The organism is Methylobacterium tarhaniae, from assembly GCF_001043955.1.
GTDB lineage: Bacteria > Pseudomonadota > Alphaproteobacteria > Rhizobiales > Beijerinckiaceae > Methylobacterium > Methylobacterium tarhaniae.
Genome location: NZ_LABZ01000139.1, coordinates 1 through 26012, shown reverse-complemented (window position 1 = coordinate 26012; position 26012 = coordinate 1). Strand labels below are relative to the sequence as shown.

The following is a 26012-nucleotide window of genomic DNA, read 5'->3' as shown; positions in this document are numbered from 1 at the left end:
ACCGCGAAGCCTCTGTAGCCCGGCTCAGCGAGGAGCGCAACAGGGAAAGGGAGTGCGCGTCCGCTCAAGGGGATCCGGGCGAAGGCTCTGACGGCAAGGGTCACACGGTCGAAGCGTGTCGGGTGGGCCGGGGGAGGGGAGGCGGCGCCGAGAGGGGTCGCCATTGTGCCCCGGATGCGGACGGCGTGCGGCGCGGCTGATGCCGCGTGCGGCTGGCGTGCCGCGCCCCAGATGCGCTTCGGCGAGCCGCTCCGGGCACCGATCCTGACGTCAAGCCGCGACTGTCATCCGCTCGATCCCGTAGAGGCGGTCGACGATGACGAGACCGATCACCGCGAGGGCGAGCTGGAGCGTGCTCAACGCCGCGATCGAGGGGTCGAACTGGTGCTCCATGTAGCTCAGCATCACCACCGGCAGGGTCAGCGTCTCCGGGCTGCCGAAGAAGTAGGAGATCGGCAGGTTGTCGAAGGACACCAGGAACGAGAACAGCGAGCCCGCCGCGATGCCCGGCCGGATCAGCGGCAGGACCACGTGCCAGAAAACCTGGAACGGGTTGGCGCCGAGGAGCGCCGCCGCCTCCTCGAGGCTGCGGCCGGTGCCGCGATAGGTCGCCGCCACCGTGCGCAGGACGTAGGGAAGGCAGACAACCGTGTGGGCGATGAGCAGGGCCGTGAACGAGACCCCGACCCCGATCCGCGACAGGAAGAACAGGGCGGAGAAGCCGATCACGATCATCGGCATCGAGAGAGGCGAGAGCAGATAGACCATCGTGGCGCCCGCGAGCGCCGAGGACGAACGGGCGAGCGCGAGCGCCGCCGGGATGCCGACGAGGCACGACAGGAGCGTCGCGCCCACCGCGACGGCGAGGCTCACCCGGATCGAGGCGAGGTAGGGCGGGTAGTCGAGGATGCGCTGGAACCAGCGCAGCGACCAGCCCGGGATCGGGAAGGTGACGAAGCTCGCCTGCGTGAACGAGCCGACGACCACGATTGCGATCGGCAGGATCAGGAAGGCGAAGAACAGGACGACGAAGCCGCCGAGCAGGAAGCGTCCGAGCCGGGCCTGCATCATGCGCCGCTCCGGCGCACGAGGCGCAGTTGCAGGATCAGGCAGACGAGGGCGACCGCGAGCAGCACGGTGCTCATCGCGCTCGCCAGGCCGAAATCCCGGGTGGTGTTGAACTGCTGGTAGATCAGGAGCGGCAGGGTCTTCAGCCCGCCGCCGAGCAGCACCAGGGTGACGAAGCTGCCGTTGGCGACCATGAACACGAGGATCGCCCCGGTGCCGATCCCGTCGAGGGAGAGCGGCAGCGTCACCGACAGGAAGGTGCGCCAGGGACTCGCCCCGAGGAGCTGCGCGCTCTCTTCCAGGCGCCGGTCGACGCCCTGCAGCACCGCGGCGATCGACAGGACCATGAACGGCACCAGCACGTGGACGAGGCTCGCCACGACGAGCCCCGGCGTGTCGAGGACCCGCAAGGGGCGCTCGATCAGGCCGAGATCCTGCACCAGCCAGGTGTTGATCAGGCCGCGCCGGGCGAACAGCACCTGCCAGCCATAGGTGCGCATGATGATCGAGGTCAGGAGCGGCGCGATCAGCAGGAAGATGATCAGGCTGCTCAGGCGACCGGCATGCCGCACGAGGTAGTAGGCGACCGGGTAGCCGATGAGCGCGCAGATCAGCGTCACGACGCCGGAGAGCAGGACGGTCTGGAGGATGCTGTCGAGGTAGAACGGGTCGGTCAGGACCTGGACGTAGCGCGAAGCCGTCAGGCCCTGGCCGTCCGCCGGCACGACGCTGCGCAGGCCGTTGTCGAGGAGCGGCAGCACGAAGAAGGCGAGCAGGAACAGCACCGCCGGCAGGGCCAGGAAAGGCCGACCGATGGAGGGGCGTCCGGTCAGGGCCGGCCGTGGTGCCGCCGTCATCGCCATCTCAGCCCCGGATCTCGCGGTTCCAGCGGTCGACCCAGGACGAGCGGACCTTGGCGATCTCCTCGTAGGGCGGGAAGTGGGCCTGCTGCCAGGGCGTGAAGCGGCGCTTGAGGGCGTCCGGATAGACCACCTTCCGGTTGGTGACCGGGTAGTTCAGCATCGTGGCGAAGCGCAGCTGCGCCTCGGGGCTCAGCATCACGTCGATGTAGTCCCAGGCGAGCGGCTTGGCGTTCTTCGGCTTGATCACCGCCAGCGCGTTGATCGAGCCGCCCTCGCTCGGGTTGACGAAGTCCATCCAGTCCGCGCCGGCATCGACGTGGGCCCAGGTCCGTCCGTCGAAGTAGATGCCGATGTCGGCCTCGCCGCTCGACAGGTGGTTGAAGAAGTCGTTCGGCCCGCCCCAGAACACCACGTTCTTGCGCATCCGCGCCATCGCCTGGAAGAACGGATCGACGTTCTCGACGCCGCCGCCCAGCGCCTTGGCGAGGGTCCAGATCAGCATGATCGGCGTCACCGCGTAGGTGAGGCCCGGCAGCGAGGCGGTCCATTCCCCGGCGGCGGTGCGGTCGACGAACTCGCGGAAGGATTTGGGCGGGTTCTTCACCGTCTTCTTGTTGTAGGTGATGCCGGCCACGCCGTAATCGAACACCGTGCCCTTGCCGGACAGGGCCTTGGTGAACTCCTCCGGGATGTCGGCGAGGTTCGGCAGGCGCTCGGTCGTGAAGGGGTCGAGAAGGTCGGTCTTCGCCGCGGTGATGGCGAGGTCGGGCGTCGTGATGATGACGTCGATCGGCGGGTTCTGCGGGTTCGCCTCGACCTGCGACAGCCATTGCGGCGGCGAGCCGAGGAGCACGTTGGCCTTCGCGCCGGTCTTCTGCTCGAAGGGCGCCACGAAGCTCTTGCGCACCGCCTCCTCCCAGACTCCGCCGAGGGCCGTCACGGTGATCTCGCGGCTCTGCGCCAAGGTCTGCGCCAAGGCGGGAAAGCCCGCGAGGGCGGCGGTGCCGGCGGCGGCGCTGGTCCGCAGGAGGCTGCGTCGGGTCAGGTCGGTCATGGTCCGTCTCTCCTGCATCGTTCGTGGAAGGGTCAGGGGTGGACGCGGCCTTCGAGCGCCTCGATCTCGGCGACGAGACGGGCCCGATGGGTCCGGGTCGGCACGTCCTCGTGGCCAGGGAAGGCACCCGGCAGGTCGGCCAGGACGCGAGCGTGGATCGCGCGGCGCATCGCGGTCCGGCGGGCGAGGGGCAAGCGGAACAGGGCCGCGTTCAGGCGGTCGAGCAGGTCCGCCGTGAAGACCTGCTCGTAGGTCGCGCGCTCGCGGCCGTGATCGTGTGCGGGTCCGCGGGGCGGCAGGTCGGCGCGCAACCGCGCCGTCTCGGTCGCGTCCACCGCCCCGTCCGCCAGCACCACGCCGTAGACGGCCCGGGCGGCCTCGGCCGAGACGAGGCCGCGCCGGACGTCGGCCAGCACCAGGCCCGGGTCGCGCTCGGCCGGATCGCCGTAACCGCCGGCCCCGGCGGTGCGCAGCGAGACGACGTCGCCGCGGGCGACCGGCAGCAGGTCGATCTTGCCGAAGCGCCGCTCCCCCGGCGTGCCGGGATTGAGCACGAACTCCGTCGGGGCACCGGGATGACCGCCGCGCATGCCCCAGGGCCGGAAGCGCAGGCGCTCCAGGCCGCGGGCCAGCACTTGCGAGCCCTCGCCGAGGACCCGGAAGGTGAGGTCGAGGCCGCTTCCGCCGCGCCAGCGTCCGGCCCCACCGGAATCCGGCCGCAGCGCGTAGCGCAGAACCTCGATGCCGACCTCCGCCTCGACGGTCTCGACCGGGTTGTTGGCGAGGTTCGAGATGCCGCTGTCGCGTCCGTCGACCCCGTCCGCCCCGTAGCGGGCGCCGGTGCCGCCGATCATCGGCTCGACCACCTGGACGTTCGGCGCAGCCTCCTCCGTCGCCTCGGCGACGACGAGGGGCACGACGAGGCCGCTGCTCGCCGCCGGCATCGTCTCCGGCAGGGCGAGGCCGAGCGCCCCGTTGAGGAGGTCGTTGACGCGGATCGCCGCGGCGTGGCGCACGCCCACCGCCGCCGGGTGCTCGGGGTTCACGAGGGAGCCCTTGGGCGCGACGATCGCGACGTGGCGCAGGAGCCCCCGGTTGAGGGGTGCCGTGGGATCGAGGGTGTTGACGAGGGCGAGCACCCGCAGGGTCAGCCAGGCATGCGGCTCCCCGTGGCTCGGCACGTTCATCGCCGCCGCGACCTGCGGGTCGGTCCCGGTGAAGTCCAGGGTCACGGTGCCGTCGCGCACCGTGAGCGCCAAGGCGAGGCGCACGGGCAGGGAGGTGACCGCGTCGTCGTCGAGGAAGTCGCTGAAGCGGTAGACGCCGTCCGGCACCCGTCGCAGCACCCGCCGGGCCTTCTCGGCGGCGTAGTCGAGGAGATCCGCCTGGCCCGCCAGGAAGGCCCCGACGCCGTGCTGGGCGATCAGGCCCTCGACACGGCGCCGCCCGGTGGCGAGCGCCGCCAGCATGGCGCGGATGTCGCCCATGTTGGCGTCCGGCGTGCGGGAATTGGCCCGGAACAGCAGCTCGACGTCGGCATTCATCCGGCCTTTGCGCACCAGCTTCACGGGCGGGATCTGCAGCCCCTCCTGGAAGATCTCGTGGTTGACCGGCGAGATGCTGCTCGGCACCCGGCCGCCGACGTCGGAGCAGTGCACGAAAGCCCAGCCGTAGGCGACGATGCGGCCGTCGTGGAAGTAGGGCTCGATCAGGTGCAGGTCGGGCAGGTGGGTCGCCAGGCCGACCGAGCGGTAGGGATCGTTGGTCAGGACGACGTCGCCGGGTTCCAACTCGCCGACCGCCGCGATGGCGGGCAGGCAGTCGAGGGCGACGAAGCCCGAGACGCCGATCGAGCGCGGATAGGCGAAGAAGGTGCCGTCGAGGCCGGCCAGCGCGCAGGCGAAGTCGGCGGTCTCCTTGACGTAGAGCGTGCGGCCGGTGCGCTGGAGCGTGAAGCACATCTCCTCGGCGGCCGCCGCGACCTTGTTTCCGAGGATCTCGAGGGTGACGGGATCGAGTCTCATGCCCGCGCGCTCCGAATCAGGTGCAGGTTGCCGGCCTGATCGAGGTGGGCGCCCCAGCCGGGAAGCACGATGACGGTCGTGTCCTCCTGCTCGACGACTGCCGGCCCCGCGAAGGCGTGCCCGGCTGCCAGCGTCGCACGGTCGAACACGGCCGCCTCGTGCCAGCGTCCGGCGAGGTAGACCGGCCGGGTTCCCCGCGGGACCGGATCGCCCTGGGCCGCGGGCAAGTGCGGGAGCGGCAGGCTAGGCGTGCGGCCGATCACGGCGAGGCGCAAGGTCGTCACCTGGATCGGGGCCGAGGCGTCGCGAAACCCGTAGACCCGCTCGTGCTCCAGGTGGAAAGCTTCGGCGAAGGCAGCCTCCGGCGCATCGTCGGGAAGGTGGTCGAGGCCGACGCGCAACTCGTAGGCCTGGCCGGCATAGCGCATATCCGCCGCCCGCTGCAGCCGCACGTCGCCGGCGAACCGCCCTTCGCCCTCAAGCCAGGCCCGACCTTCGCCGGCGAGGGCCGCGAACGTCGCGGCGAGGCGGCCCGCGCTGCCGGCCTCGAGCGGCGTGCGCAGGCTGCGCACGAAGTCCCGCCGCAGGTCGGCGCTCACGGCGCCGAGCGCGCAGAACGTCCCGGCCGCGGGCGGCACCACCACGCGGGCGATGCCGGCCTCCTGCGCCAGGAGGTTGGCATGGGTCGGGCCGGCGCCGCCGAACGGCACCAGGGTGAAGTCGGCCGGGTCGAGACCGCGCTGGGCGAGGGTCTTGAACAATTCGGTCGCCATCCCGGCGGTCGCGACCGCGAGCGCCCCGGCGGCGGCCGGAGCCGCCCCGTCGAGACCGATCCGCGCGGCGATGCCGGCGAGGGCCGCTTCGGCCGCTCCCCGGTCGAGGGTCATGCGGCCGCCGAGGAAGCGAGAGGGATCGATGAGCCCGGTGGCGAGGTAGGCGTCGGTGACGGTCGGCTCCCGGCCGCCGCGGCCATAGGCGACGGGGCCCGGATCGGCGCCGGCGCTGCGCGGGCCGACCTTCAGGACGCCGTGGTCGTCGATCCAGACGATCGAGCCGCCGCCCGCCCCGATGGCGCTCACTGCCACCACCGGCAGGACCAGCGGCAGGCCCCCGACCTCGGTGCGGGTCGCGAATTCCGGCTCGCCGTCCAGCGCGACCGCGATGTCGCTGCTGGTCCCGCCCATGTCGAAGGTGATGATCGCGGGCACTTCTGTCCCCGTCACCGCCGCACCGGCGAGGCGCGCCGCCGCCATCACGCCGGAAGCCGGTCCCGACAGGATCGTCTCGACCGGGCGGGCGACCGCCGAGTCGAGGCTCATCGAGCCGCCGTTCGAGGCGGTGACGAAGACCTGTGCGCCCGTGCCGATTTCGGCGAGACCGCTCGCCAAGCGGGCGAAGTAGCCCTGCATCAGGGGCTGGATATAGGCGTTGAGGCAGGCGACGAGGGTGCGCTCGTATTCCCGGATCTCCGGCCAGATCCGCGCCGCGGAGGTCACGGCGATGCCTGCGCAGCGCGCCTGGAGCGCGTCGGCGATCGCGCCTTCCGCCTCGGGGGCGGCGTAGCCGTTCACCGTCACGAGGGCGACGGCGTCGAGCCGCGCGGCCCGGATCGCGGATGCCAGGGCGTCGAGCGCGGCCGCGTCGGGAGTGCGGGTCGCGTGTCCGCGCGGGTCGAACCGGGCCTCGATCTCGAACACCCGGTCGCGCGGGACCAGCGGCTCCTCCTTGCGGGCGTGGAAGTCGAACGAGGACGGCATCCGGCTGCGGGCGATCTCCAGGATGTCCCGGAAGCCGGTCGTGACGACGAGCCCGATCCGGGCGCCGGCGCGCTGGATGATCGCGTTGAGGCCGATGGTGGTGCCGTGGAGCAGGAGCGACACCTCGCCCGGCGCGAGCCCCGCCTTGGCGGCGCAGTTCACCAGGCCCCGCACCACCGCCCGGGCCGGGTCGTCGGGCGTGCTCGGCTCCTTGTAGTGGACGAGGCGCCCGTCCGCCGGATGCGAGAGCACGAAGTCGGTGAAGGTTCCCCCGACGTCGATGCCCACCCGGGCCCCGGCGCCCGCTCCGTGCCGTGCCGTCGTGCCGCTCACGAATCGTCCTCCACGATCACCCCGTCCTCAGGTCCCCAGCCCGCCTGCACCACGTCACCGGCCGCGTAGGCGAGTTGCCCGAGGGGACCGCCGGCCTGGCGGTAGGCGTAGAGCTCGCGGCCGAGGGCCGGCACGGCGAGCTGGTAGGCGGCGTAGGCGCCCCGGAACGCCGACGAGACCACCCGTGCCTCGAAGCGGTTCTCCAGCCCTTCGGCCTCGGGCCCGAGGGCGATGCGCTCGGGCCGGACGGAGAGGAGCGCGGGCGCCTTCCCGGGCGACGCGGCGCAGGCCGGCTGGAACCGGCCCTCCGCCACCGTGCCCGCCAGGATGTTGGCAGTGCCCAGGAACTCGGCGACGAAGCGCGTCGCCGGCCGGTCGTAGATCTCGGCGGCGCGCCCGACCTGGAGCACGCGGCCGCGATTCATCACGGCGACGCGGTCGCTCATCGAGAGCGCCTCCTCCTGGTCGTGGGTCACCAGCACCGTGGTGATGGCGAAGCGCTGCTGCAGCCGGCGCAGCTCGAACTGCATGCTCTCGCGCAGGTTCTTGTCGAGGGCGCCGAGGGGCTCGTCGAGGAGCAGCACCCGCGGGTTCGGCGCGAGCGAGCGGGCGAGCGCGACGCGCTGCTGCTGGCCGCCGGAGAGCTGGGACGGGTGCTTGTCGGCATGACCCCCAAGCTGAACGAGGTCGAGCATGCGCGCGACCGCCTCGTCCCGGGCGGCGCGGCCGAGGCCGGCCATGCGCAGGCCGAAGGCGACGTTCTCGGCGACGGTCTTGTGCGGGAAGAGGCTGTAGTTCTGGAAGACCATGCCGAGGCCGCGCCGATGCGGCGGCAGCCCGGTGATGTCGCGGCCCGCCACGGTGATCCGGCCCCGGTCCGGCCGCTCGAAGCCGGCGATCATCCGCAGCGTCGTGGTCTTGCCGCAGCCCGAGGGCCCGAGCAGCGCCACCAGGCTGCCGGCCCCGACCGTGAGGTCGAGACGCGCGACCGCCAGAGCCGCGCCGTAGCGCTTCTCCAGGCCTTCGAGCCGCAGGTCGGCCGCCTCCGCCTGGGCGTCCGGCGACAAAGTTCCGGATCGCGGCGTCATCCGATGGTCCGGCCGGTCCTGGATAGGCGGAGAATGGCCTTGGAGGAGGGTTCCATCGTGTGCCTGTGCGAATTGTAGCGCTACAATTCACAAATCGCAGGCTCGGCACAAGCCCCTTCTCGCGTCGGGGCAAGCCGGCTGATCGCAGGTGAAAGTGATGTTCTCTCACCCGTCGCAACGAGAGGAGAGTCTACTCCGCTCGGCGACTCGCTTTTCCACCGGACGCATGTCGGCGCCTCGGATGAGGGATCGGACCTTGCCTGCGCGACCGTCCTGGTGCGGCGTGAAAGGCTGGGCCGCGCTGGCGTGTCATACCCTCGCGCCTCGGCATCGACACGTCGATGCCGAGGCGTCCGGCGCATCAGCGCCGACGCCCGTTCGGGCTTGCCTCGCGCCGTCGAACGGATCCGTTCGAAGGCGCGGCGGACTCAGAGGCTACCGCGGCGCACGATCTGGTAGCCGATGTCTCGTATCGGATCGGGCACCGCCCGCTGCTCCCCGCGAGCGACCAGCAGGTCGGCCGCGGTGGCGCCGATGATGCGGGCGCGGGTCTGCACCGTCGTCAGGCCCGGAGGCACCTCGGCGGCGATCTCGTAGTCGCCGTAGCCGACCACGGCGAAGCGGCCCGGCACCGACCATCCCTTGCGCTGGCACTCGAACAGGGCGCCGACCGCGAAGATGTCGGTGACGCAGACGAGCGCCTGCAGCCGCGGCTCGATCCCGAGGAGATGGTCGAGGGCGTGACGCCCGCCCGAGAAGCCGAGCGTTTCCGGGCCGAAGAACAGGAGGTCGTTGCGCAACCCCGCCTCGGCGAGGGCGTCCTGGAACCCGCGCTGCCGCTCGCGGAAGCGCATGTCGCGCGGCGCGTAGCCGGCGAAGCCGACATGCTGGTAGCCCTGCTCGATCACCAGCGCCATCAGCGCACGGGACGCCGCGTAGTTCGAGAAGCCCACCGCCATGTCGATGAACGGGCCGTCGACGCTGAACGTCTCGACCACCGGCAGCCGGGCCGCCCGCAGCATGGCGCCCAAGCCCGGCGGATGCTCGGTTCCGGTGAGGACGAGGCCGCTGACGCGGCGTCCGAGGAAGACCCGGGCCGCGCCGACCTGTCGCTCGGCGGTGTCGGCATTGGCGAGCAGCAGCTCGTGGCCGAGGGCCTCCAGCCGCTCCTGCAGACCCTGCACCATCCCGGCGAAGTTCGAGTTGCGCAAGGAGGGGACGATGGCGCCGACGAAGCGGCTGCGGCCGGAGGCGAGGTTGCCGGCGACGCGGTTGGGCACGTAGCCGAGGGCGTCCGCCGCCGCGTAGATCCGCTCGCGCGTCTCCGCCCGCACCTTGGCCGGCTGCTGGAAGGCATTCGAGACCGTCATCGGCGAGACGCCGGCCGCGCGCGCGATGTCCTCCATCCGGACCGACGAACCTGCCCGCTCAGGCATGCGCAGCGCGCCCATCATGGCGCGGTCCGGAACGGGTGGTCGGCTGTCTCCATCCCGGCATCGTTGGAGGATCATCCCTCATCGTTGCACTCGATCCCCGGTGCCACGCGCGTCGTCTGGTGCACCTCGCGCCCCTGTCTGGCGGGAGGAGAGGCCGCGGATCAAGGGATTTGCCGGTGTGGTTCGGGGCCATTCGCGTGCGGGCCTGGCCGTCGGAGCATGCGGATCTGCCAGCCCTACCTCACTGGGTCCGTCTGCGGCCCCGGCGAGGCCGTGTCGCGGGCGTGCTCTGCGGGACGCCGGCCTGTCGCACCAGGGCTTCGACGACAGCCCCTGGATCTACAACAACCGCACCATCGTCGAGAGGCTGTGGGCGCGCCTCAAAGAGTGGCACGCCATTGCTGCTCGCTATGAAAAGACCGCCGTCAGCTTCATGGGCGTCCCCTGCCTTGCTTCCACAATGCTCCGGATCAAGTGACAACAGGCCCCAGTCAGGACAGGCGACGGGAGCTTCGTTGCTCTTGGTCGGGATCGCCGGCCGCGCTCCAGCGGTCCAGATCGCGTCGCGGAAGCCGTGGCCGGACTAGCCGCGATCGGCCGCCACCCACTTGGGCACGCCCGGGAGGTGATCGAGCAGCGGGAGGGTGCGGGGTGGTTCGTGCGCCTGACCAGGCGCGAGGCGGAAGCCGACCGGGCGGCCTCGCCCATCGGCGATCACGCAAGCCTTGGTGCCAAGCCCGCCACGTGATCGGCCAAGAGCTTCACGATGGTCTCGCTCGGCTCCAGATCCCCCCTTCTTGCCGCGCCCGCCGCCTCCTGGTGAGCCCGGATGCTGGTGCCGTCGAGAAACACCATGCCGAGGGCGACGCCGCGGCTCTGCACGAGATCGAGGAGGCGCTCCCAGACCCCGGCCCGTGCCCAGCGGATGAAGTTCTGGGCGGCGTGCCACCAAGGGCCGAGGTCAGCCGGGATGGCCCGCCAGGTGGCCCCGTTCCGATTCCGCCAGCGGATGGCCGAGATGGTCCGGCGCAGCTCTTGGGGCGGGGCCTTGCCTTTCGGCCGGCAGGCTTCGATCAGCGGTTCCAACCCGGCCCATTGTGCGTCCGTCAGCATCGCGGCTCCTCGCTCAAAACGGGGAAACGCTCATCCACGCAAGGCGTTAAAGCGACAACAGGTCCTAATCACACCGGTGGACACGGACCGGTTTCGGACTCCCCTCGTCGCCTCTGTCTCTGCTAAGGAGCGTCGAGAGCGGTCGCTCGTTAAAATATATCGCTAGGGCAGGAAACGCGCCGTGGAAGAGATCGAAACCAGGACGATTCGCAAGGTCATGTGGCGGCTGATGCCGTTTCTGGTCGTTTGCTACTTTGTTGCTTACCTCGACCGGGTCAATGTCGGCTTCGCCAAGCTGCAGATGAACGCGGCCCTCGGCTTGTCCGAGGCGGCCTACGGCTTCGGTGCCGGGCTGTTCTTCATCGCCTACTTCCTGCTCGAGGTGCCGTCGAACCTGGCCCTCGACAGGTTCGGCGCGCGGCTCTGGATCGCCCGCATCATGTTCAGCTGGGGTCTCATCTCGGCCCTGTTCGCCTTCATCGCGCCCATCTCACGGGCGACCGGCGTTTCGAACGAGTGGGTGTTCTACATCCTGCGCTTCCTGCTCGGGATTGCCGAGGCGGGCTTCTTCCCGGGCATCATCTTCTACCTCACGCTCTGGTTCCCCTCGGTCTATCGCGCCCGCGTCGTCGCGATGTTCATGCTGGCGATCCCGTTCTCCTCGATCGTCGGGGCACCGGTCTCGGGCGCCCTCCTGAACATCACCGGGGCCGGGCTCGACGGCTGGCAGTGGCTGTTCATCCTGGAGGCTCTGCCGTCGATCGTGATGTCGGTCGTCGTGATCGTCTATCTCACCGACCGTCCGATGCTGGCGACCTGGCTGCGCGACGACGAGAAGGCATGGCTCGAGGCGCGCCTGGAGGCCGAGCGCAAGCAGAAGGTCGCCGTCGAGCACATGAGCATCGGCAAGGCGATGTCCGACCCGCGGGTGCTGGCCTGCTCGTTCGTGTATTTCTGCCTGAACGCGGCGAGCTACGGCGTCGCGTTCTTCCTGCCGACCATCGTCAAGGGCTTCGGCGTCAGCAACTTCCAGACCGGCCTGCTTTCCGCGCTGCCCTTCGTGTTCGGGGCCGTCGGGATGATCCTCCTCGGCCGCAGCTCGGACCGCACGCTGAAGCGCCGGGAGCACGTGTGCTTCGCCATGATCGTCGCGGCGGTCGGCGTCGCGGGAGCGGGGCTGGTCTCGAGCCCGGTCCTGGTGCTCGGGCTGCTGTGCCTGAGCCAGATCGGCGTATCGGCGACGCCGCCGCTGCTCTGGCCGATCCCGAGCGCCTTCCTGACCGGAAGCTCGGCGGCGGCCGGGATCGCGGCGATCAACTCGATCGGCAACCTGTCCGGCTTCGCCGGGCCCTACGTCATGGGCTACCTGAAGGATCTGACGGGCACCTTCACCGCCGGTCTGCTCGTCCTCGGCGCCGTCACCTTCGCGGGCGGCCTCGTGGCGATGACCCTGAAGGTCAGCCGGGACCTGGAGGACGCGGCGGCCCGCAAGGCGGCGCCGGCGGAGTGAGGAGGACGCGGAACGGCGACTGGCATGGTCCGGTCGCCGCCCGACCCTTGTCGAGAGCGGCCAGTGTGCCACGCCATCCCGGCCGCTCTCCGGCCTCCGAGGGTTGATGCGTCGGGGCGCGTTCACCATCGATTGCCCGAACCTCGGCCGGGTCTGATTTCGGTGGTCGATGCCGGGTCTGAGCGATGAACGGGCTCGGCAGACACGACGTGGATCGGCCGAGGCCGAGCCCACATCCATCGAGACGCCGAGATCAGGCCAGGGCGGACAGGAGGTCGTCGCGGGTCGGCAGGTCGGCGCCAAGGCGGGTGCAGGTGAGGCTCGCCGCCGCCACCGCCTCGGACAGGATGTCCCGGAGGAGTCCGGGCTCGAGACTCAGGAGCGCGTCGCGCGAGAGCCGTCCGTCCCGGTCGAGGCGCGCCAGCAGCGCGGCATGGAAGGTGTCGCCGGCTCCCACCGTGTCGATCACCGCGACCTCGCGGCCCGGCACGGCGAGCGTCCCGCCGGCCTGGTAGGCCCGCGCACCGTCCGAACCCGCCGTGACGACGACGAGGGCGACCCCGGCGGCGAGCCAGCCCCGCGCGATCTCACCCTCGTCGGCCTCCGCCCCGTAGGCGGCACGCAGGTCCTCGTCCGAGAGCTTCACGATGTCGGCATGCGCCGCGAGTTCGCCGAACCGCGCGTGCCAGCGATGGAGGTCGGGGATCAGGCCGAGGCGCAGGTTGGGATCGAGGCTGATCACACGCCGCCGTGCCTCGCGGGCGGCCAAAGCCGCGTAGGCCGTACCGACCGGCTCCGCCACCAGCGAGAACGAGCCCATGGCGATCGCCCGGACCCGCTCCGGCAGCGCCGCCGGCAGGTCGGCGACGCCGAGATCCGCATGGGCGCAGGCCGCGGCGTGGAAGCTGTAGGCCGGGTGGCCGTCGGTTCCGGTCGAGACGATCGCGAGCGGGGTCGGCCGGGCGCTCTCCTTCGCGACGGTGAGGTCGACGCCCTCCGCCGCCAGCCGGTCGGCCAGCATCCGCCCGAAGGCGTCGGAGGACAGGCCGGCCAGGAAGGCGCTGTCCGCCCCGAGCCGGCGAAGGCCGATCGCCAGGTTGAACGGCGAGCCCCCCGCCACCGCCAGCGCCGGCAGGCCGCCGCGCCCGGGGGCCGGGCGCCCCGTCTCGACGAACAGGTCGATCAGAGCTTCGCCGCAGACCAGGATCATGGGCTTGTCTCCAGGCTGCCTATGACGTTCGAGCCATGAATGGTGTGCCTCTTCTCTCCGGGCAACCGGGGAGAGGACGGGCACGCGCGTTACCAGAGAGAATGTTCGCGATATTCCTCACGCCGCCAGCGGGTGCCGCGCCCGGTGGGGCAGGGCCCGGCCCTCGCCGTCGAACAGGTGGGTCGCCGCCGGGTCGATCGTCAGGCGGATCGACTCGCCGGTCCGTACGGGGGCGCTGCCCTCGATCTGCGCCACCACTGTGGCGCCGTCCGCGACTGACACGTTCGCGACCGCCACGTCCGCGACTGACACGTGGGCGAGCGTCAGGCCGCCGAGCCGCTCGACGTGGCTGACCTCGCCGGACAGCGCCCCGTCGGCCCCGGGCTTCAGCGCCTCCGGGCGGATGCCGAGGGTCACGCTCGCGCCCGGCGCCGTGCGGGCGCCGTCCACCGGCACCACGACCTCGCCGCCGCCCGGCAGTGTCACCCGCACGCCGGCCGGATCCGCGGCGGCCACGCGCACCGGCAGCAGGTTCATGCGCGGGCTGCCGATGAAGCCGGCGACGAAGAGGTTCGCCGGGTGATGGTAGAGTTCGAGCGGCGAGCCGACCTGCTCGATGCGGCCGGCCTGCAGCAGAGCTGGTGGCGTGGCGAGTTCCGACGCCGGTCCCGCCGACCGACCATGGATTCAAGTCATGATCCTTGGAGTTTGAATCAGACCTCTTCGGTACGCTCGGGATAGCCGGTTCCAGCCACGTGATGCTGGTATGCACCTTCGGGACCGTCCTTCACGTCGGCGGGTATCGGGAATGGGGTCGAGCGGCCGAGGAGCAGGTTGTCGATCAGAAAGCCCAAAAGCTCTGCTTCGTAGGCCGCGCCTCGGGCTGCGCACACGTCGCTGGCGCATTCCGCCGCGACCACTCGAACCACGTCGGTATCCTGAACGAAGGCAAGCTTGAAGACAGCCTTCCCCGTCCAGCTTCTGTGAGCGAACAGCTCGTTCTGCTCGAGATAGATGAACCACTTGTCTTCCATCGCTGAAGGAACCAGTCCGCGCCGAATTCTGGCGAATTCTTGGAGTGAATAGGTGGCTTCGAACGGGATCGCTGTCGTCTCGCCGAATGGCTCGACATCGCGGTTCAGACTATGCCGGTTGGCAATCATCGATCACTTCCGTTGACGACGCATCAGGCAGGCATGTCCGCCCGTGAGCAAGTTCCAGGGTGATCTGAGCAGCTTGGAATGGTCGAGGGCGGTCCTTCGGATGGTCCGGCCGATGGGGTTTCGACTTTGGGGCGGTCCTCGACGGGACGCCGGGCGAGCGCATCAACCCGGCCCCGCCTCCTCCCGCATCGCCGCCAGGCCGAGGCGGACATGGTCGCGGAACAGCCGCACCCGGGCCGGCAGCTCGCGGCCGGCGAGGCTGACGGCGCGCAGCACGCCGCCGCGACTCGCCCAGTCCGGCAGCACCGGCGCCAGGGTGCCCTCCTTCAAGGCCCGGGCCGCCACCAGGCTCGGAATATGGCCGATGCCGACGCCGGCCCGGGTCAGGCGCAGCACCGTGGCGTAGTCGGTGGCGCGGACCGCCGGCCGGGCGGCGATCTGGCCTTCGCGGCCCTGGCCGTCGGAGAGGCGCACCGGCGCCGCCCCCAGGCGCTCGCGCGACAGGATCAGGTCGTGGTGGCCGAGATCGTCGAGGGAAGCGGGTGCGCCGCGCGCGGCGAGGTAGGACGGCGCGGCGTAGAGGCCGATCACCAGGCTCGCCAGGACGGGCGCGCGGTAACCGCCGTCCTGCCCCTCGCCGCTGCCGAGGCGCAAGGCGAGGTCGATGCGGTTGGCCGCGAGGTCGAGCCGCGTATCGGTGATGAGGAGGTCGATCGAGATCTGCGGGTAGCGGGCCCGGAACGTCGCGACGAGGTCGGGCATCACCTCGATGCCGAAATCGATCGAGGTGGTGACCCGCAGGTGGCCCCGGGGCAGGGTGCGGGCGTCCCGCGCCGTCTCCCGCGCCTCGTCGAGGAGGGCGAGGCTCTCCTGCGCCTTGGCGTGGAAGGCCAGCCCCTCCACCGTCGGCGAGACGGCCCGCGGCGTGCGGGCGAGCAGGGTGACGCCGAGTTCCTGCTCCAGCCGCGAGATGCGGCGGCTGATGCTGCCCTTGGTTTCCCCGAGGATTTCCGCTGCCTGGGTCACGGTTCCGTGATCGACGACGGCACAGAAGGCCCTCACGTCGGAGAGGGCGCCACGGAAGGTTTCCGAACCAGCAACCATGTGTCCCGGTTTAGCTGTCTTACGCCCGCGACGGAACCGGCTTAATCGGGACGCCGCAAGACGGGTGCGGTGCAGCGAGCCTGGTCACGGGCCGCGCCCATCCCCGCCGTTACGGAGTGTTCTCGTGAAGCTGTCCGTCCTCGCCCTCGGCCTCGCCGCCGGTCTCGCCCTCGCCGCCCCGGCCAGCGCCCAGGCGACCCGCGACCCCGCCCAGATCCAGGCGGGCACCTACGTGGTCGATCCCGGCCACACCCAGGCGCTGTTCACGGTCAACCATTTCGGCTTCTCGCCGTATACGGGCATCTTCTCGGACGTCTCGGGCACCCTCGAGCTGCAGCCGGCCAAGCCCGCCGAGAGCAAGCTGAAGATCACCGTGCCGGTGAAGTCGCTCTACGCGCCGAGCCAGCACCTCGTCGACTCGCTGAAGAGCGATAAGTGGCTCGACGCCGCCCAGTTCCCGGAGATGACCTTCGCCTCCACGAAGGTGACGCCCGAGGGCAAGGACAAGGCCAAGGTCGTCGGCGACCTGACCCTGCACGGCGTGACCAAGCCCGTGACCCTTCAGGTGACCCTGGTCGGCGCCGGCGCCAACCCGATGAACAAGAAGCCCACGGTCGGCTTCGAGGCCAAGGGCACGATCAAGCGCTCGGATTTCGGCGTGAAGACCTTCGTCCCGGCCGTCAGCGACGAGGTCGAGCTGACCCTCCACGGCGCCTTCGAGCGCAAGGACCAGTAAGGCGGACGGCCGAAGGTTGAGAGCCATGTCCACGGTCGCGACGCCCCGTCGCTACACCCTCGTGGCGATCGTGCTGCATTGGCTGATCGCCCTCGGCATCCTGACCCTCCTGGGTCTCGGCCTCGCGATGACGCGGGGCTCCCTGCCGCCGATGGACCGCTTCGCGTTCTACCAGTGGCACAAGTCGATCGGCCTCACCGTGCTGGTGCTGATGGCGTTGCGCGTCGTCTGGCGTCTGATCCACCGCCCGCCGCCGCTGCCCGAGACGATGCCGAAGGCCGAGCAGCAGGCCGCCGGGGCGGCGCATCTCGCGCTCTACGGCCTGCTGCTGGCCCTGCCGCTCGTCGGCTGGGCGATGGTCTCGGCCTCGCCCTACAACATCCCGACGGTGCTCTACGGCGTGATCCCGTGGCCGCACCTGCCGGTCCTGCCCGGATTGCCGAACAAGGCGGCGGTCGAGGGCGTGCTGAAGCTCGTGCACAGCTACGGCGCCTGGCTGCTGATCGCCCTGCTCCTCCTGCATGTCGGCGCGGCCCTGCGCCACCACCTCGTGCTGCGCGACGACACCCTGTGGCGGATGCTCCCCCTGGTGCCGCGCGCGGGCGCGAAACCCGAGGTTCCCTCGCGATGAAGTCTCTCCGCCTCGCCCTCGCCCTCCTCGCCGCTCCCTGCGCCGCCCAGGCGGCCGACTGGACCGTCGATCCGGCCAAGAGCCGCATCGGCTTCTCGGGCATCCAGGTCGGCGCGCCCTTCAAGGGCCGCTTCACCCGCTACGACGCCCAGATCAGCTTCGATCCGGCCAAGCCCGAAGCCGGCAAGGCCGTCGTGGTCGTCGATCTCACCAGCGCCGAGACCGGCGACAAGCAGCGCGACGAGGCCCTGCCGCAGGCCGACTGGTTCAACACGTCCAAGGACAAGCAGGCCCGCTTCGAGGCGACCCGCTTCGTGGCGAAGGGGGGCGACGCCTACGACGCCGTCGGCACGCTCACCATCCGCGGCATCCGCAAGGACGTGACCCTGCCGTTCCGCCTCACCGTATCGGGCGGCACCGCCCACGCGGTCGGCCATCTCGACCTCGTGCGCACCGATTACGGCGTCGGCCAGGGCTCCTGGGCCAACGACTCGATGGTCGCCCTGCAGGTGGGGGTGGATGTCGACGTGACGGCGAGCGCGAAGACGGGCGGGTGACCGACCGTTCGAGGGTTTGAACTCCTGTCCCAGCCTGCGAAAAATGCAGCCCGGTGGCAGGCTGTGAATCGGCCTTCGGCCGATCGGGCGGCGCTTGACCCCGGCCGCGCGGGAGCGGATGACCGCGCCTCGTTCCCGGCCAGCGTGCGCATCCGATGATCGTCCGTCCCCGACCCGGCGCCCTCGCGATCCTGTTCGCGCTGCGCGGGTCGATCCTGCCGCAGATCGCCCCGCGGGTGATCGCCATCACGGCCGTCTCCTGCCTGGTGGTGGCGACGGAGCAGGGCTGGGCCCACGCGATCCCGCTCAGTGCGGGGATCGGGCCCTTTACCCTGATCGGCCTGGCGCTCTCCATCTTCCTGAGCTTCCGCAACAATGCCTGCTACGATCGCTGGTGGGAGGCCCGGAAGGTCTGGGGCACCCTGATCGTCGAGGTGCGAGGCCTCGCCCGGCTGCTCGGGGCGCTGTTGCCCGAGGACGAGACCCGGCGTCGGCGCTGCCTCAAGCGGCTGGCCGGCTTCACCCATGCGCTCCATGCCCGCCTGCGCGGGCGCGACGCGGCCGTGGCGGCCGCCCCGTTCCTGCCCGAGGCCGAGCGCGGGCGGTTGCCGGCCTGTGCGAGCCCGGCCGACGCGGCGTTGACGAACCTCGCCGCCGATCTCGGGGCGGCGCTCCGGCAGGGGACGTTGAGCGACGTTTCCTTCGGGCTGATCGAGCAGAAGCTCGCCGGGCTGTCGGGGGTGCAGGCGGCCTGCGAGCGCATCCAGGGCACACCGCTGCCCTTCGCCTACACGCTGCTCCTCTACCGCACCGCCTGGCTCTACTGCCTGCTGCTGCCCTTCGGGCTCGCCGCCTCCCTCGGCTGGGGCACGCCGGTGGCCACCGCCCTGGTCGCCTACACCTTCTTCGGCCTCGACGCGCTCGGCGACGAGTTGGAGGAGCCTTTCGGTTCGGCCGCCAACGACCTGCCCCTCGACGCGCTCCTGCGCATCGTCGACGGCGTGGTGCAGGACGCCCTCGGCGAGCCGGTGCCGCCGCCGCTGGCGCCGGAGCGCTACTGGCTGCGCTGAAGGCGGGTCCTACTGGCTCGGCATGGTGAGGACGAGGGGCCCGTTGCGGGTCGCCACCACGGTGTGCTCGTACTGGACCGTGAGCGCCCGCGGCCGGCTGTAGAGGGTCCAGGGATCGTCGCCGTTCTCGGCATAGTCGGCGCCGAGCGACAGGAACGGCTCGACGGTGAAGACCAGCCCCTCCGCCATGATCCGGCGCTCGGAGGCGTCGGGCCAGGTCGCGATCTCGGTCGGCTCCTCGTGCAGGGAGGCGCCGACGCCGTGGCTCGCGAGGTTGCGCACCAGGGTGTAGCCGTTCTTCCTGGCGAAGGCGCCGACGGCCTGGCCGATGCCGGCGAGCGGCTTGCCGGCCCCGACCTGGCGCAGGCCGGTCCACATCGCCCGGCGCCCGTCCCGGCACAGCCGCTCGACCGCGCGGGTCACCGGCGGCACCGCGAAGGAAGCCCCGGTATCGGAGAACCAGCCGTCCTTCTCGGCCGAGACGTCGATGTTGACGAGGTCGCCGGGGGCGATCCGCCGCTCGCCCGGGATGCCGTGGGCGACCTCCTCGTTGACGCTGATGCAGGTCGCGCCGGGAAAGCCGTAGACCATCTCGGGCGCCGAGCGGGCGCCCTCCCGCTCCAGGATGTCGCGTCCGATCCGGTCGAGCTCGAGGGTGGTCATGCCGGGTTCGATGGCCTTGCCCATCGCCTCAAGCGTGTCGGCGACGATGCGGCCGATCCGCCGCAAGCCCTCCAGTTCGTCGTCGCTCGACACCGTCATGTCGTCATCCCTCGCGCGGGTAAGCGGGCCTTGATCGGACCCGCTTGTGCCATTGCAGAGAGAGATGGCAAAGCCGTCGTGCGGGGTGAAACCCTGGTCAGCTCCCCACCAGAACCCGCGTCAGCGCGCTACCCGGGTCGCTCAAGCCTTCGATGACGCTGAAATGCTGGGTTCCGGCGATCTCCCACGCCTCCGTCTCGGCCCCGAGCCCGTGCCAGACCGTCGGCAGCAGGAGGTTCTGGCGGCGGAACTCCGGCAACTCGTCCCCGCCCGCCACCGCGATCAGCCGGGCGCCCGGGCGCGGTGCTTGCAGGACCGGGCTCTCGGCCCGGGCCTCGTCGGAATCGAGGTGCAGGATCTCGTTCATCTGCGTGCCGAGGAGCGGGCGCAGGTCGTGGACGCCGCTGATCGAGACGACGCGGGCGATCCGCCCCGCGCAGGCGAGGGCGACATCGGCGCAGAGCATCCGGGTGACGAGATGGCCGCCGGCGGAATGGCCCGACAGATGGACCGGCCCCGCCACCTCGGCGCTCGCCCGATCGAGAAAGGCGGCGATCTCGGACGTGATCCCGGCGATGCGCGCCTCCGGGCAGAGCGTGTAGCTCGGCAGCGCGACGGCGAAGCCGTGGGCCAGCGGACCCGCGGCGAGATGCGACCAGACCGAGCGGTCGAACGCCTTCCAGTAGCCGCCATGGACGAACACCGCGAGGCCGGCGGGCGCGCCCTCGGGCAGGAACAGGTCGTAGGCGTGGCGCGGGCCGGTCCCGTAGGGCAGCCCGAGCCGGGCGCGCCCTTCTTCGACGAGGCGAGCGCGGAAGGCCGAGGCGGCCTCGCTCCAGCGCGGCGGATAAGCCTTGGCGTCGGGGATCGCGCCCGCGTTGTCGTAGGCGCGGTCGATATCCCCGAGCGGGCCGCCGGTGGTCCAAGAGGGAGCCTGCCTGGAGGGAGCCTGCCTGGAGGGAGCCTGCCTGGAGGGAGCCTGCCTGGAGGGAGCCTGCATCACGCGGCGTTCGGGACGATCGCGGTCGCCTCGATCTCGACCAGCGCGCCGGGCTCGACTAGATCCACGACGCCGACGAGGGCCATGGCGGGGAAGTGGCGCCCCATCACCCGGCGATAGACCGGCCCGAGTTCGGCGAGCGAGGCGCGGTAGGTGTCGACGCTGCGCACGTACCAGGTCAGGCGGGCGATGTGCTCCGGGCCTCCGCCGGCCTCGGCGAGGACGGCGAGGATGTTGCGCAAGGTCTGCTCGACCTGGGGCAGGAAGCCCTCGGCCAGCACCTCGTTCTCGTCCCAGCCGATCAGGCCGCCGGTCATCACCACGGTGCCGCGGCCGGCCATGCCGTTGGCATAGCCCTTCGGCTTCTTCCAGGCCGGGGGCTGCAGGGTGGTCAGGGCCGGGCCCTCGGCCTCGGGGCGCAGCGGAATCGGGCTGGCGGTCATGCGGTCTCTCCCTGGATTGCCGTCGCTTCCGCCTCGGCCTGCCGGCGCAGGGCGAAGCGCTGCAGCTTGCCGGATTCGGTCTTGGGCAGGCTCGATACGTAATGCACCGCCCGCGGGTACTTGTAGGGCGCGAGGTCGGACTTCACGTGCTCCTGCAACGCCTGGGTCAGCGCCGCATCGCCGGTGAAGCCGGGATTCAGCACCACGTAGGCCGCGACGATGCGGCCGCGATCCAGGCAGGGCGCCGCGACGACGCCGACCTCCGCCACCGCCGGATGGGCGAGCAGGCACGCCTCCACCTCCGGCCCGGCGATGTTGTAGCCGGCCGAGACGATCATGTCGTCGTTGCGGGCCTGGAACCAGAAATAGCCGTCCTCGTCCTGGAGGTAGGTGTCGCCGGTGACGTTCCAGCCGTTCTGCACGTAAACCGCCTGGCGCTCGTCGGCGAGGTAGCGGCAGCCGATCGGCCCGCGCACCGCGAGCCGCCCCGGCACCCCGGGCGGGCAGGGTTGGCCGGCCTCGTCGATCACCCGCGCCTCGTAGCCCGGCACCGGCCGGCCGGTCGCGCCGGGACGGATCTCGTCCTCGGGCGAGGCGATGAAGATGTGCAGCATCTCGGTCGCGCCGATGCCGTCCATCAGCTTGAGGCCGGTCGCCTTCAACCACGCGTGCCAGGTCGGCGCCGGCAGGGTCTCGCCCGCCGAGACGCATTTTCGCAACGACGACAGGTCGTGCTGGCCGACGAGCCCCAGCATCGCCCGGTAGGCGGTGGGCGCGGTGAACAGCACCGTGGCGCGGTAGCGGGCGATGGCCGCGGCCAGATCCGCCGGCCCCGCCTTCTCGAGCAGCACCGCCCGGGCGCCGACCCGGAACGGGAACAGCACCAGCCCGCCGAGGCCGAAGGTGAAGGCGAGCGGCGGCGAGCCGATGAACACGTCGTCCCCGGTCGCCCGCAGGACCTCGCGGCCGTAAGCGTCGCAGATCACGAGAAGGTCGCGCTGGTAGTGGATCGTCGCCTTCGGCAGGCCGGTGGTGCCGGAGGTGAAGCCGAGCAGGCACGGATCGTCGGCTCGAGTCGGGGGCGGCTCGAAGCGGTCGCTGGCCCCGTCGAGGAGATCGCCGAGCTCGCCCCCGGCGGTGCCGCGCCAGGTCACGACCCGCACCGGATCGCTGCGCCCATCGGCGGCCTTCGCCATTTCGTCGATCAGGCCGGCATCGCACAAGGCCAGCGGGATGCGGGCCTTGTCGAGGATCTGGGCCAGTTCCTTGGCGCGTAAGAGCGGCATCGTCGCCACCACGATCCCGCCCGCCTTGATGATGGCGAGGTAGAGCGCGACCTTGGTCGGGTTGTTGGCCGAGCGCAGCAGCACCCGGCCGCCCGGGACGAGCCCGAGCCGATCGACCAGGACGTTGGCCATCCGGTCGATCTGCCGCTTCAGCTCGGCATAGGTCCAGGTCACGTCCTGACCGGTGACATCCTGGCCGACGAGCGCCACCCGGTCGCCGCGCCCCTCCGTGACGTGCCGGTCGACCAGCTCGACGGTGGCGTTCAGGTGCTCGGGATAGCCGAACCGGTCGAGGTTGACGAAGTCCGGCATCCGGTCCGGCGTGGGGAGGTTGTCCCGCACGAAGGTGTCGGGCCGCCGCGCCCACGGGCTGCTCCCCGGGTGAAGGGAGCCCGCCTGTTGCGCGACGGCAGGGGTCCCCGCGATGCGGGTCTGCGGGATACGGGTCTCCGGCACGGCAGCCTCCATCGGACAATCCTCCACTCAGGCGAGAATCTGGCGGGCGATGACGAGCTTCTGGACCTCGGTGGCGCCCTCGTAGATCCGCAGCGCGCGGATCTCGCGGTAGAGCGTCTCCGGCACCGAGCCGGAGCGGACGCCCTCGCCGCCATGGAGCTGCACGGCCCGGTCGATCACCTCCTGCGCCGCTTCCGTCGCCACCATCTTGGCCATCGCGGCCTCGCGGGTGATGCGGGGCGCCCCGGAATCGCGGGTCCAGGCGGCGCGGTAGACGTGGAGCGCTGCCGAATCGATCGCCGTCGCCATCTCGGCGAGGCTGGTCTGGGTCAGCTGCATCGCGGCGAGCGGCGCCCCGAACAGTTTTCGCGATTGCGCGCGGGCGAGCGACGCATCGAGGGCGCGGCGGGCGAAGCCCAGGGCCGCGGCGCCGACGGTGGAGCGGAAGACGTCGAGCGTCGCCATCGCGACCTTGAACCCGGCCCCGGTTTCGCCGATGCGGTTCTCCGCCGGCACCCGGCAATCCGCGAAGCGCAGCCGGGCGAGCGGGTGGGGAGCGATGGTGTCGAGGCGCTCCGCGATGGTCAGGCCGGGCGTCTCCGCCGGCACGAGGTAGGCCGAGAGGCCGCGCGCGCCCGGCGCCTCGCCGCTGCGGGCGAAGACGACGTAGTGGTCGGCGATGCCGCCATTCGAGATCCAGGTCTTCTCGCCGTCGAGCCGCACCGTGCCGTCGGACATCGGCGTGGCTGCGAGCGCGATCCGGGCGACATCCGAGCCGGCCTCCGGCTCGGTCAGGGCGAAGGCGGCGATGCGGTGCCCCTCCCGCACCCCGGGCAGCACCGCCGCGCGCTGCGCATCCGTGCCGGACAGCGTCAGTGCCCCGGTGCCGAGCCCCTGCATGGCGAAGGCGAAATCGGCGAGCCCATCGTGACGGGCGAAGGTCTCGCGCAGAAGACAGAGGGCCCTCACGTCGAAAAGCCCGTCCTCGGGGGCGGCGAAGCGGAGAAAGCCCGCCTCGCCGAGGGCCGCGACGAGGCGCCGGCACGAGCCGTCGACGTCGTGGTGGTCGACGAGGCCGGGTATCGTGCGGGCGGCCCAGTCGTCCGCCTGCGCGGCGAGGTCGCGATGGCGGGGTTCGAAGAACGGCCAGTCGAGGAAGGTCCGGTCGGGCATCTCAATTCCCCTCGAAGACCGGCTTCGTCTTGCCCGCGAAAGCCTCGAAGGCGCGGCGGAAATCCTGGGTCTTCATGCAGAGGGCCTGGGCCATCGCCTCGGCGTCGATGGCGGCATCCACCCCCATCGCCCATTCCATGTGCAGCATCCGCTTGGTCAGCCCGTTGGCATAGGCCGGGCCCTGCACCAGGGCCCGGGCGGTCCCGCGGGCCGCGTCCAGGGCGTCTCCCGCCGGGACCAGGCGGTTGAAGAAGCCCCAGCGCTCGCCCTCCTCGGCGCTCATGAAGCGGCCGGTATAGAGAAGCTCCGAGGCCCGGCCCTGGCCGATGATCCGGGGCAGGATCGCGCAGGCGCCCATGTCGCAGCCGGCGAGCCCAACCTTGTTGAACAGGAACGCCACCTTGGCGCCCGCTCCCGCCACCCGCAGGTCCGAGGCCATGGCGATGATCGCGCCGGCCCCGGCGCAGACGCCCTCGACCGCCGCCACGACCGGCTGCGGGCAGGCCCGCATCTCCTTCACGAGGTCGCCGGTCATCGTCGTGAAGGCGTGGAGGTCGGCGGCGCCCATGGTGGTCAGCGGCTCGATGATCTCGAACACGTCGCCGCCGCTCGAAAAGTTGCCGCCCGCACCCGTGACGACGACCGCCGTCACGCTCTCCTCGAAGCGCAGGGCCCGGAAGGTGTCGCGCAGTTCCGCGTAGCTCTCGAAGGTGAGCGGGTTCTTCTTTTCCGGCCGGTTCAAGGTGACGGTCGCGATGCCGTCCTGGATCGCGAAGCCGAAATGCTGCGGCGTGAAGCCCGCGAGCGGGGCCGCGATGGCGTTCTGGTGCCTCATGGTGCCTCCCTGGCGTCTTGGTCTTGGCTTGGGGGTGCCGCCCGGCCGCACCGAGGCCTTGAGGGCGGAGAGCTGGTTCGACAGAGCCTCCTGCTCCGCCGGGTCGAGGGCGCCGACGAGCTCGGCGATCCAGTCGGCATGCGCTCGGGCCATCTCGGTGAAGACCGCGCGGCCTTGCGGGGTGAGCCGCACCTGCACCGCCCGGCGGTCGGCCTCCGAGACCTGGCGGTCGATCAGCTCCTCCTGCGCCAGCCGCTCGACGAGGCCGGTCACGTTGCCGTTCGAGACCATCATCCGGCGCGACAGCTCGCCGAGCTGGATGCCGTCGGGCGCGCGCTCCAGCTGCGCCATCAGGTCGAAGCGGGGCAGGGTGGTGTTGAAGCGGTCGCGCAGTCGCCGACGGATCTCCGCCTCGATGGTGTTGGCGGTGGTGAGCAGGCGCAGCCACAGCCGCACTTCGCTGCGGTGGGCGGGCATCTCGGCCGGGATCTCGACGGGGGCGTTCACAGCTCGCCTCCCGCTACCGCGATCGCCTGGCCGGTGACGGCGCCGGCTTCGCTGCCCGCGAGCCAGAGGACCGCGTCCGCCACCTCCTCCGGGCGGATCAGGCGGCCCATCGGGTTGTGGCGGGTGAACTCGGTGAGGAGGTCGTCACGCGTCCGGCCGGTCTTCGCCTCCAGCCCGTCGACGGCGCTCCCGACGAGGTCGGTGTCGGTGAAGCCGGGGCAGACCGCGTTGACGGTGATGCCGGTGGCGGCCAGCTCCAGGGCGAGGGCCCGGGTCAGGCCGACGACCGCGTGCTTGGCGGCGCAATAGGCACCCACATAGGCGTAACCTTTCAGCCCGGCGGTGGAGGCGACCGAGACGATCCGCCCTTGGCCGTCGGCCTTCATGCCCGGGACCACGGCGCGGGCCGCGACCAGCACCGGTTCCAGGTTGAGCGCCATCATCCGGCGCAAGGTGTCGACGTCGCTGCGGGCGAGCGGCGCGGTCTCGGCCCCGCCGGCATTGTTGACCAGCACCGCGACCGGGCCGGCCTGCTCGGCGGCTTGCCGCAAGGCGCGCTCCAGGGCGGCCGCATCGGTGACGTCCGCCGCGACGGCATGGGCCGCCCCGAGTTCGGCTTGCGCGCGCGCGGCGCTTTCCGGCGTGCGGCCGAGGACGGTCACCCGCTCCCCCGCCGCCACGAAGCCCGCCGCGATCGCCCGCCCGATGCCGCGGGCGGCGCCGGTGACCAGGACGTGGCGGGGAGAAAGGTTGGTCATGGATATTTCAACCTTAAAGGATTTGGGCGCGGGTCGTTCTCGCAGGGCACTTTCCCCCTCCCCCTTGTGGGGAGG

23 protein-coding genes and 3 pseudogenes are annotated in these 26012 nt (G+C 71.3%); 6 read left to right on the top strand and 20 right to left on the bottom strand.

What is annotated here, in order from left to right; genetic code table 11:
• Positions 1-270: 270 nt before the first annotated feature.
• The 7 genes from VQ03_RS19745 to VQ03_RS19715 form a co-directional block, all read right to left on the bottom strand.
• Positions 271-1071, bottom strand: coding sequence for an ABC transporter permease (locus tag VQ03_RS19745; protein ID WP_245292142.1), 801 nt, complete (start codon positions 1069-1071; stop codon positions 271-273).
• Entirely contained in the window at positions 1068-1925 is an 858-nt protein-coding gene (locus VQ03_RS19740; protein ID WP_048452610.1) for an ABC transporter permease, read from the bottom strand. The genes VQ03_RS19745 and VQ03_RS19740 overlap by 4 nt, the downstream gene beginning before the upstream one ends.
• Before the next feature lie 7 nt (positions 1926-1932).
• Positions 1933-2985 carry an extracellular solute-binding protein gene (locus VQ03_RS19735; protein ID WP_048452605.1) on the bottom strand — a complete coding sequence of 351 codons (1053 nt, stop codon included), beginning with the start codon at positions 2983-2985 and terminating at the stop codon, positions 1933-1935.
• Between the two features lie 32 nt (positions 2986-3017).
• Positions 3018-5009, bottom strand: a complete 1992-nt coding sequence (locus VQ03_RS19730) for a hydantoinase B/oxoprolinase family protein (RefSeq protein WP_048452604.1) — start codon at positions 5007-5009, stop codon at positions 3018-3020.
• A complete protein-coding gene (locus VQ03_RS19725) occupies positions 5006-7099 on the bottom strand; it encodes a hydantoinase/oxoprolinase family protein (RefSeq protein WP_048452603.1) in 2094 nt (697 codons plus the stop codon). The genes VQ03_RS19730 and VQ03_RS19725 overlap by 4 nt, the downstream gene beginning before the upstream one ends.
• Entirely contained in the window at positions 7096-8187 is a 1092-nt protein-coding gene (locus VQ03_RS19720) for an ABC transporter ATP-binding protein (protein WP_048452602.1), read from the bottom strand. The genes VQ03_RS19725 and VQ03_RS19720 overlap by 4 nt, the downstream gene beginning before the upstream one ends.
• A gap of 428 nt (positions 8188-8615) precedes the next feature.
• Positions 8616-9641 carry a LacI family DNA-binding transcriptional regulator gene (locus VQ03_RS19715; RefSeq protein ID WP_167376110.1) on the bottom strand — a complete coding sequence of 342 codons (1026 nt, stop codon included), beginning with the start codon at positions 9639-9641 and terminating at the stop codon, positions 8616-8618.
• A gap of 316 nt (positions 9642-9957) precedes the next feature.
• Between VQ03_RS19715 and VQ03_RS32085 the strand changes: the two are divergent.
• Positions 9958-10101, top strand: a pseudogene (locus VQ03_RS32085) (transposase); the annotation flags it as partial.
• A 9-nt stretch (positions 10102-10110) separates the two neighbouring features.
• Here VQ03_RS32085 and VQ03_RS32080 read toward each other — a convergent pair.
• A pseudogene (locus VQ03_RS32080) lies at positions 10111-10736 on the bottom strand (IS5 family transposase); the annotation flags it as partial.
• 181 nt (positions 10737-10917) lie between these two features.
• Here VQ03_RS32080 and VQ03_RS19705 point away from each other — a divergent pair.
• The gene (locus VQ03_RS19705; RefSeq protein ID WP_048452599.1) at positions 10918-12246 is read left to right on the top strand and encodes an MFS transporter; all 1329 of its coding nucleotides are present in this window, start codon (positions 10918-10920) and stop codon (positions 12244-12246) included.
• A 253-nt stretch (positions 12247-12499) separates the two neighbouring features.
• On the opposite strand, the gene VQ03_RS19700 is transcribed toward VQ03_RS19705, so the two are convergent.
• The 4 genes from VQ03_RS19700 to VQ03_RS19685 all read right to left on the bottom strand — a co-directional run bounded on the left by VQ03_RS19700 (position 12500) and on the right by VQ03_RS19685 (position 15723).
• On the bottom strand, positions 12500-13456 hold the full coding sequence (locus VQ03_RS19700) for a carbohydrate kinase family protein (RefSeq protein ID WP_048452598.1): 957 nt from the start codon (positions 13454-13456) through the stop codon (positions 12500-12502).
• Between the two features lie 117 nt (positions 13457-13573).
• Positions 13574-13993, bottom strand: a complete 420-nt coding sequence (locus VQ03_RS19695) for a TOBE domain-containing protein (protein ID WP_053078664.1) — start codon at positions 13991-13993, stop codon at positions 13574-13576.
• Positions 13994-14169: 176 nt separating this feature from the next.
• Positions 14170-14619 (bottom strand): carbohydrate kinase family protein, encoded by a 450-nt coding sequence (locus tag VQ03_RS19690; RefSeq protein WP_157064175.1) that lies wholly within the window; start codon positions 14617-14619, stop codon positions 14170-14172.
• 162 nt (positions 14620-14781) lie between these two features.
• Entirely contained in the window at positions 14782-15723 is a 942-nt protein-coding gene (locus VQ03_RS19685) for a LysR family transcriptional regulator (protein WP_048452596.1), read from the bottom strand.
• A 124-nt stretch (positions 15724-15847) separates the two neighbouring features.
• Between VQ03_RS19685 and VQ03_RS19680 the strand changes: the two genes are divergently transcribed.
• From VQ03_RS19680 to VQ03_RS19665, 4 genes are all read left to right on the top strand, one after another.
• The gene (locus VQ03_RS19680) at positions 15848-16459 is read left to right on the top strand and encodes a YceI family protein (protein WP_048452595.1); all 612 of its coding nucleotides are present in this window, start codon (positions 15848-15850) and stop codon (positions 16457-16459) included.
• Between the two features lie 25 nt (positions 16460-16484).
• A complete protein-coding gene (locus tag VQ03_RS19675; RefSeq protein WP_048452594.1) occupies positions 16485-17090 on the top strand; it encodes a cytochrome b in 606 nt (201 codons plus the stop codon).
• Positions 17087-17647, top strand: a complete 561-nt coding sequence (locus VQ03_RS19670; protein ID WP_048452593.1) for a YceI family protein — start codon at positions 17087-17089, stop codon at positions 17645-17647. The genes VQ03_RS19675 and VQ03_RS19670 overlap by 4 nt, the downstream gene beginning before the upstream one ends.
• A 155-nt stretch (positions 17648-17802) precedes the next feature.
• Positions 17803-18717 carry a bestrophin family protein gene (locus VQ03_RS19665; protein ID WP_048452592.1) on the top strand — a complete coding sequence of 305 codons (915 nt, stop codon included), beginning with the start codon at positions 17803-17805 and terminating at the stop codon, positions 18715-18717.
• A 9-nt stretch (positions 18718-18726) separates the two neighbouring features.
• Here the strand turns inward: VQ03_RS19665 and map are convergent, their stop codons facing one another.
• From map to VQ03_RS19630, 8 genes and pseudogenes are all read right to left on the bottom strand, one after another.
• A complete protein-coding gene (gene map, locus VQ03_RS19660; protein WP_048452591.1) occupies positions 18727-19479 on the bottom strand; it encodes a type I methionyl aminopeptidase in 753 nt (250 codons plus the stop codon).
• A gap of 97 nt (positions 19480-19576) precedes the next feature.
• Positions 19577-20479: an alpha/beta hydrolase gene (locus VQ03_RS19655; protein ID WP_083468103.1), complete on the bottom strand. Its 903-nt coding sequence runs from the start codon at positions 20477-20479 to the stop codon at positions 19577-19579.
• Complete coding sequence (locus VQ03_RS19650; protein WP_048452590.1) at positions 20479-20922, bottom strand: RidA family protein; 444 nt, start codon at positions 20920-20922, stop codon at positions 20479-20481. Before VQ03_RS19650 ends, VQ03_RS19655 begins: the two co-directional genes overlap by 1 nt.
• The gene (locus VQ03_RS19645) at positions 20919-22520 is read right to left on the bottom strand and encodes an AMP-binding protein (RefSeq protein ID WP_048452607.1); all 1602 of its coding nucleotides are present in this window, start codon (positions 22518-22520) and stop codon (positions 20919-20921) included. The genes VQ03_RS19650 and VQ03_RS19645 overlap by 4 nt, the downstream gene beginning before the upstream one ends.
• A 171-nt stretch (positions 22521-22691) precedes the next feature.
• Entirely contained in the window at positions 22692-23837 is a 1146-nt protein-coding gene (locus VQ03_RS19640) for an acyl-CoA dehydrogenase family protein (RefSeq protein ID WP_048452589.1), read from the bottom strand.
• A gap of 1 nt (position 23838) precedes the next feature.
• Positions 23839-24672, bottom strand: coding sequence for an enoyl-CoA hydratase family protein (locus VQ03_RS33855; protein WP_048452606.1), 834 nt, complete (start codon positions 24670-24672; stop codon positions 23839-23841).
• Positions 24673-24879: 207 nt separating this feature from the next.
• Positions 24880-25149, bottom strand: a pseudogene (locus VQ03_RS33850) (MarR family winged helix-turn-helix transcriptional regulator); the annotation flags it as partial.
• 26 nt (positions 25150-25175) lie between these two features.
• Positions 25176-25937 (bottom strand): SDR family NAD(P)-dependent oxidoreductase, encoded by a 762-nt coding sequence (locus VQ03_RS19630; protein WP_048452588.1) that lies wholly within the window; start codon positions 25935-25937, stop codon positions 25176-25178.
• Positions 25938-26012 lie beyond the last annotated feature (75 nt).

Excerpts from the sequence above, each read along its gene's own strand:
- VQ03_RS19630 (WP_048452588.1), bottom strand. The coding sequence starts at position 25,937 with ATGACCAACCTTTCTCCCCGCCACGTCCTGGTCACCGGCGCCGCCCGC.
- VQ03_RS19655 (WP_083468103.1), bottom strand. The coding sequence starts at position 20,479 with ATGCAGGCTCCCTCCAGGCAGGCTCCCTCCAGGCAGGCTCCCTCCAGG.
- VQ03_RS33855 (WP_048452606.1), bottom strand. The coding sequence starts at position 24,672 with ATGAGGCACCAGAACGCCATCGCGGCCCCGCTCGCGGGCTTCACGCCG.
- VQ03_RS19700 (WP_048452598.1), bottom strand. The coding sequence starts at position 13,456 with ATGATCCTGGTCTGCGGCGAAGCTCTGATCGACCTGTTCGTCGAGACG.
- VQ03_RS19740 (WP_048452610.1), bottom strand. The coding sequence starts at position 1,925 with ATGACGGCGGCACCACGGCCGGCCCTGACCGGACGCCCCTCCATCGGT.
- VQ03_RS19745 (WP_245292142.1), bottom strand. The coding sequence starts at position 1,071 with ATGATGCAGGCCCGGCTCGGACGCTTCCTGCTCGGCGGCTTCGTCGTC.
- map (WP_048452591.1), bottom strand. The coding sequence starts at position 19,479 with ATGACGGTGTCGAGCGACGACGAACTGGAGGGCTTGCGGCGGATCGGC.
- VQ03_RS19645 (WP_048452607.1), bottom strand. The coding sequence starts at position 22,520 with ATGCCGGACTTCGTCAACCTCGACCGGTTCGGCTATCCCGAGCACCTG.
- VQ03_RS19730 (WP_048452604.1), bottom strand. The coding sequence starts at position 5,009 with ATGAGACTCGATCCCGTCACCCTCGAGATCCTCGGAAACAAGGTCGCG.
- VQ03_RS19670 (WP_048452593.1), top strand. The coding sequence starts at position 17,087 with ATGAAGTCTCTCCGCCTCGCCCTCGCCCTCCTCGCCGCTCCCTGCGCC.
- VQ03_RS19720 (WP_048452602.1), bottom strand. The coding sequence starts at position 8,187 with ATGACGCCGCGATCCGGAACTTTGTCGCCGGACGCCCAGGCGGAGGCG.
- VQ03_RS19695 (WP_053078664.1), bottom strand. The coding sequence starts at position 13,993 with ATGAACCTGCTGCCGGTGCGCGTGGCCGCCGCGGATCCGGCCGGCGTG.
- VQ03_RS19715 (WP_167376110.1), bottom strand. The coding sequence starts at position 9,641 with ATGATGGGCGCGCTGCGCATGCCTGAGCGGGCAGGTTCGTCGGTCCGG.
- VQ03_RS19675 (WP_048452594.1), top strand. The coding sequence starts at position 16,485 with ATGTCCACGGTCGCGACGCCCCGTCGCTACACCCTCGTGGCGATCGTG.
- VQ03_RS19640 (WP_048452589.1), bottom strand. The coding sequence starts at position 23,837 with ATGCCCGACCGGACCTTCCTCGACTGGCCGTTCTTCGAACCCCGCCAT.
- VQ03_RS19735 (WP_048452605.1), bottom strand. The coding sequence starts at position 2,985 with ATGACCGACCTGACCCGACGCAGCCTCCTGCGGACCAGCGCCGCCGCC.
- VQ03_RS19650 (WP_048452590.1), bottom strand. The coding sequence starts at position 20,922 with ATGACCGCCAGCCCGATTCCGCTGCGCCCCGAGGCCGAGGGCCCGGCC.
- VQ03_RS19665 (WP_048452592.1), top strand. The coding sequence starts at position 17,803 with ATGATCGTCCGTCCCCGACCCGGCGCCCTCGCGATCCTGTTCGCGCTG.
- VQ03_RS19690 (WP_157064175.1), bottom strand. The coding sequence starts at position 14,619 with ATGATTGCCAACCGGCATAGTCTGAACCGCGATGTCGAGCCATTCGGC.
- VQ03_RS19685 (WP_048452596.1), bottom strand. The coding sequence starts at position 15,723 with ATGGTTGCTGGTTCGGAAACCTTCCGTGGCGCCCTCTCCGACGTGAGG.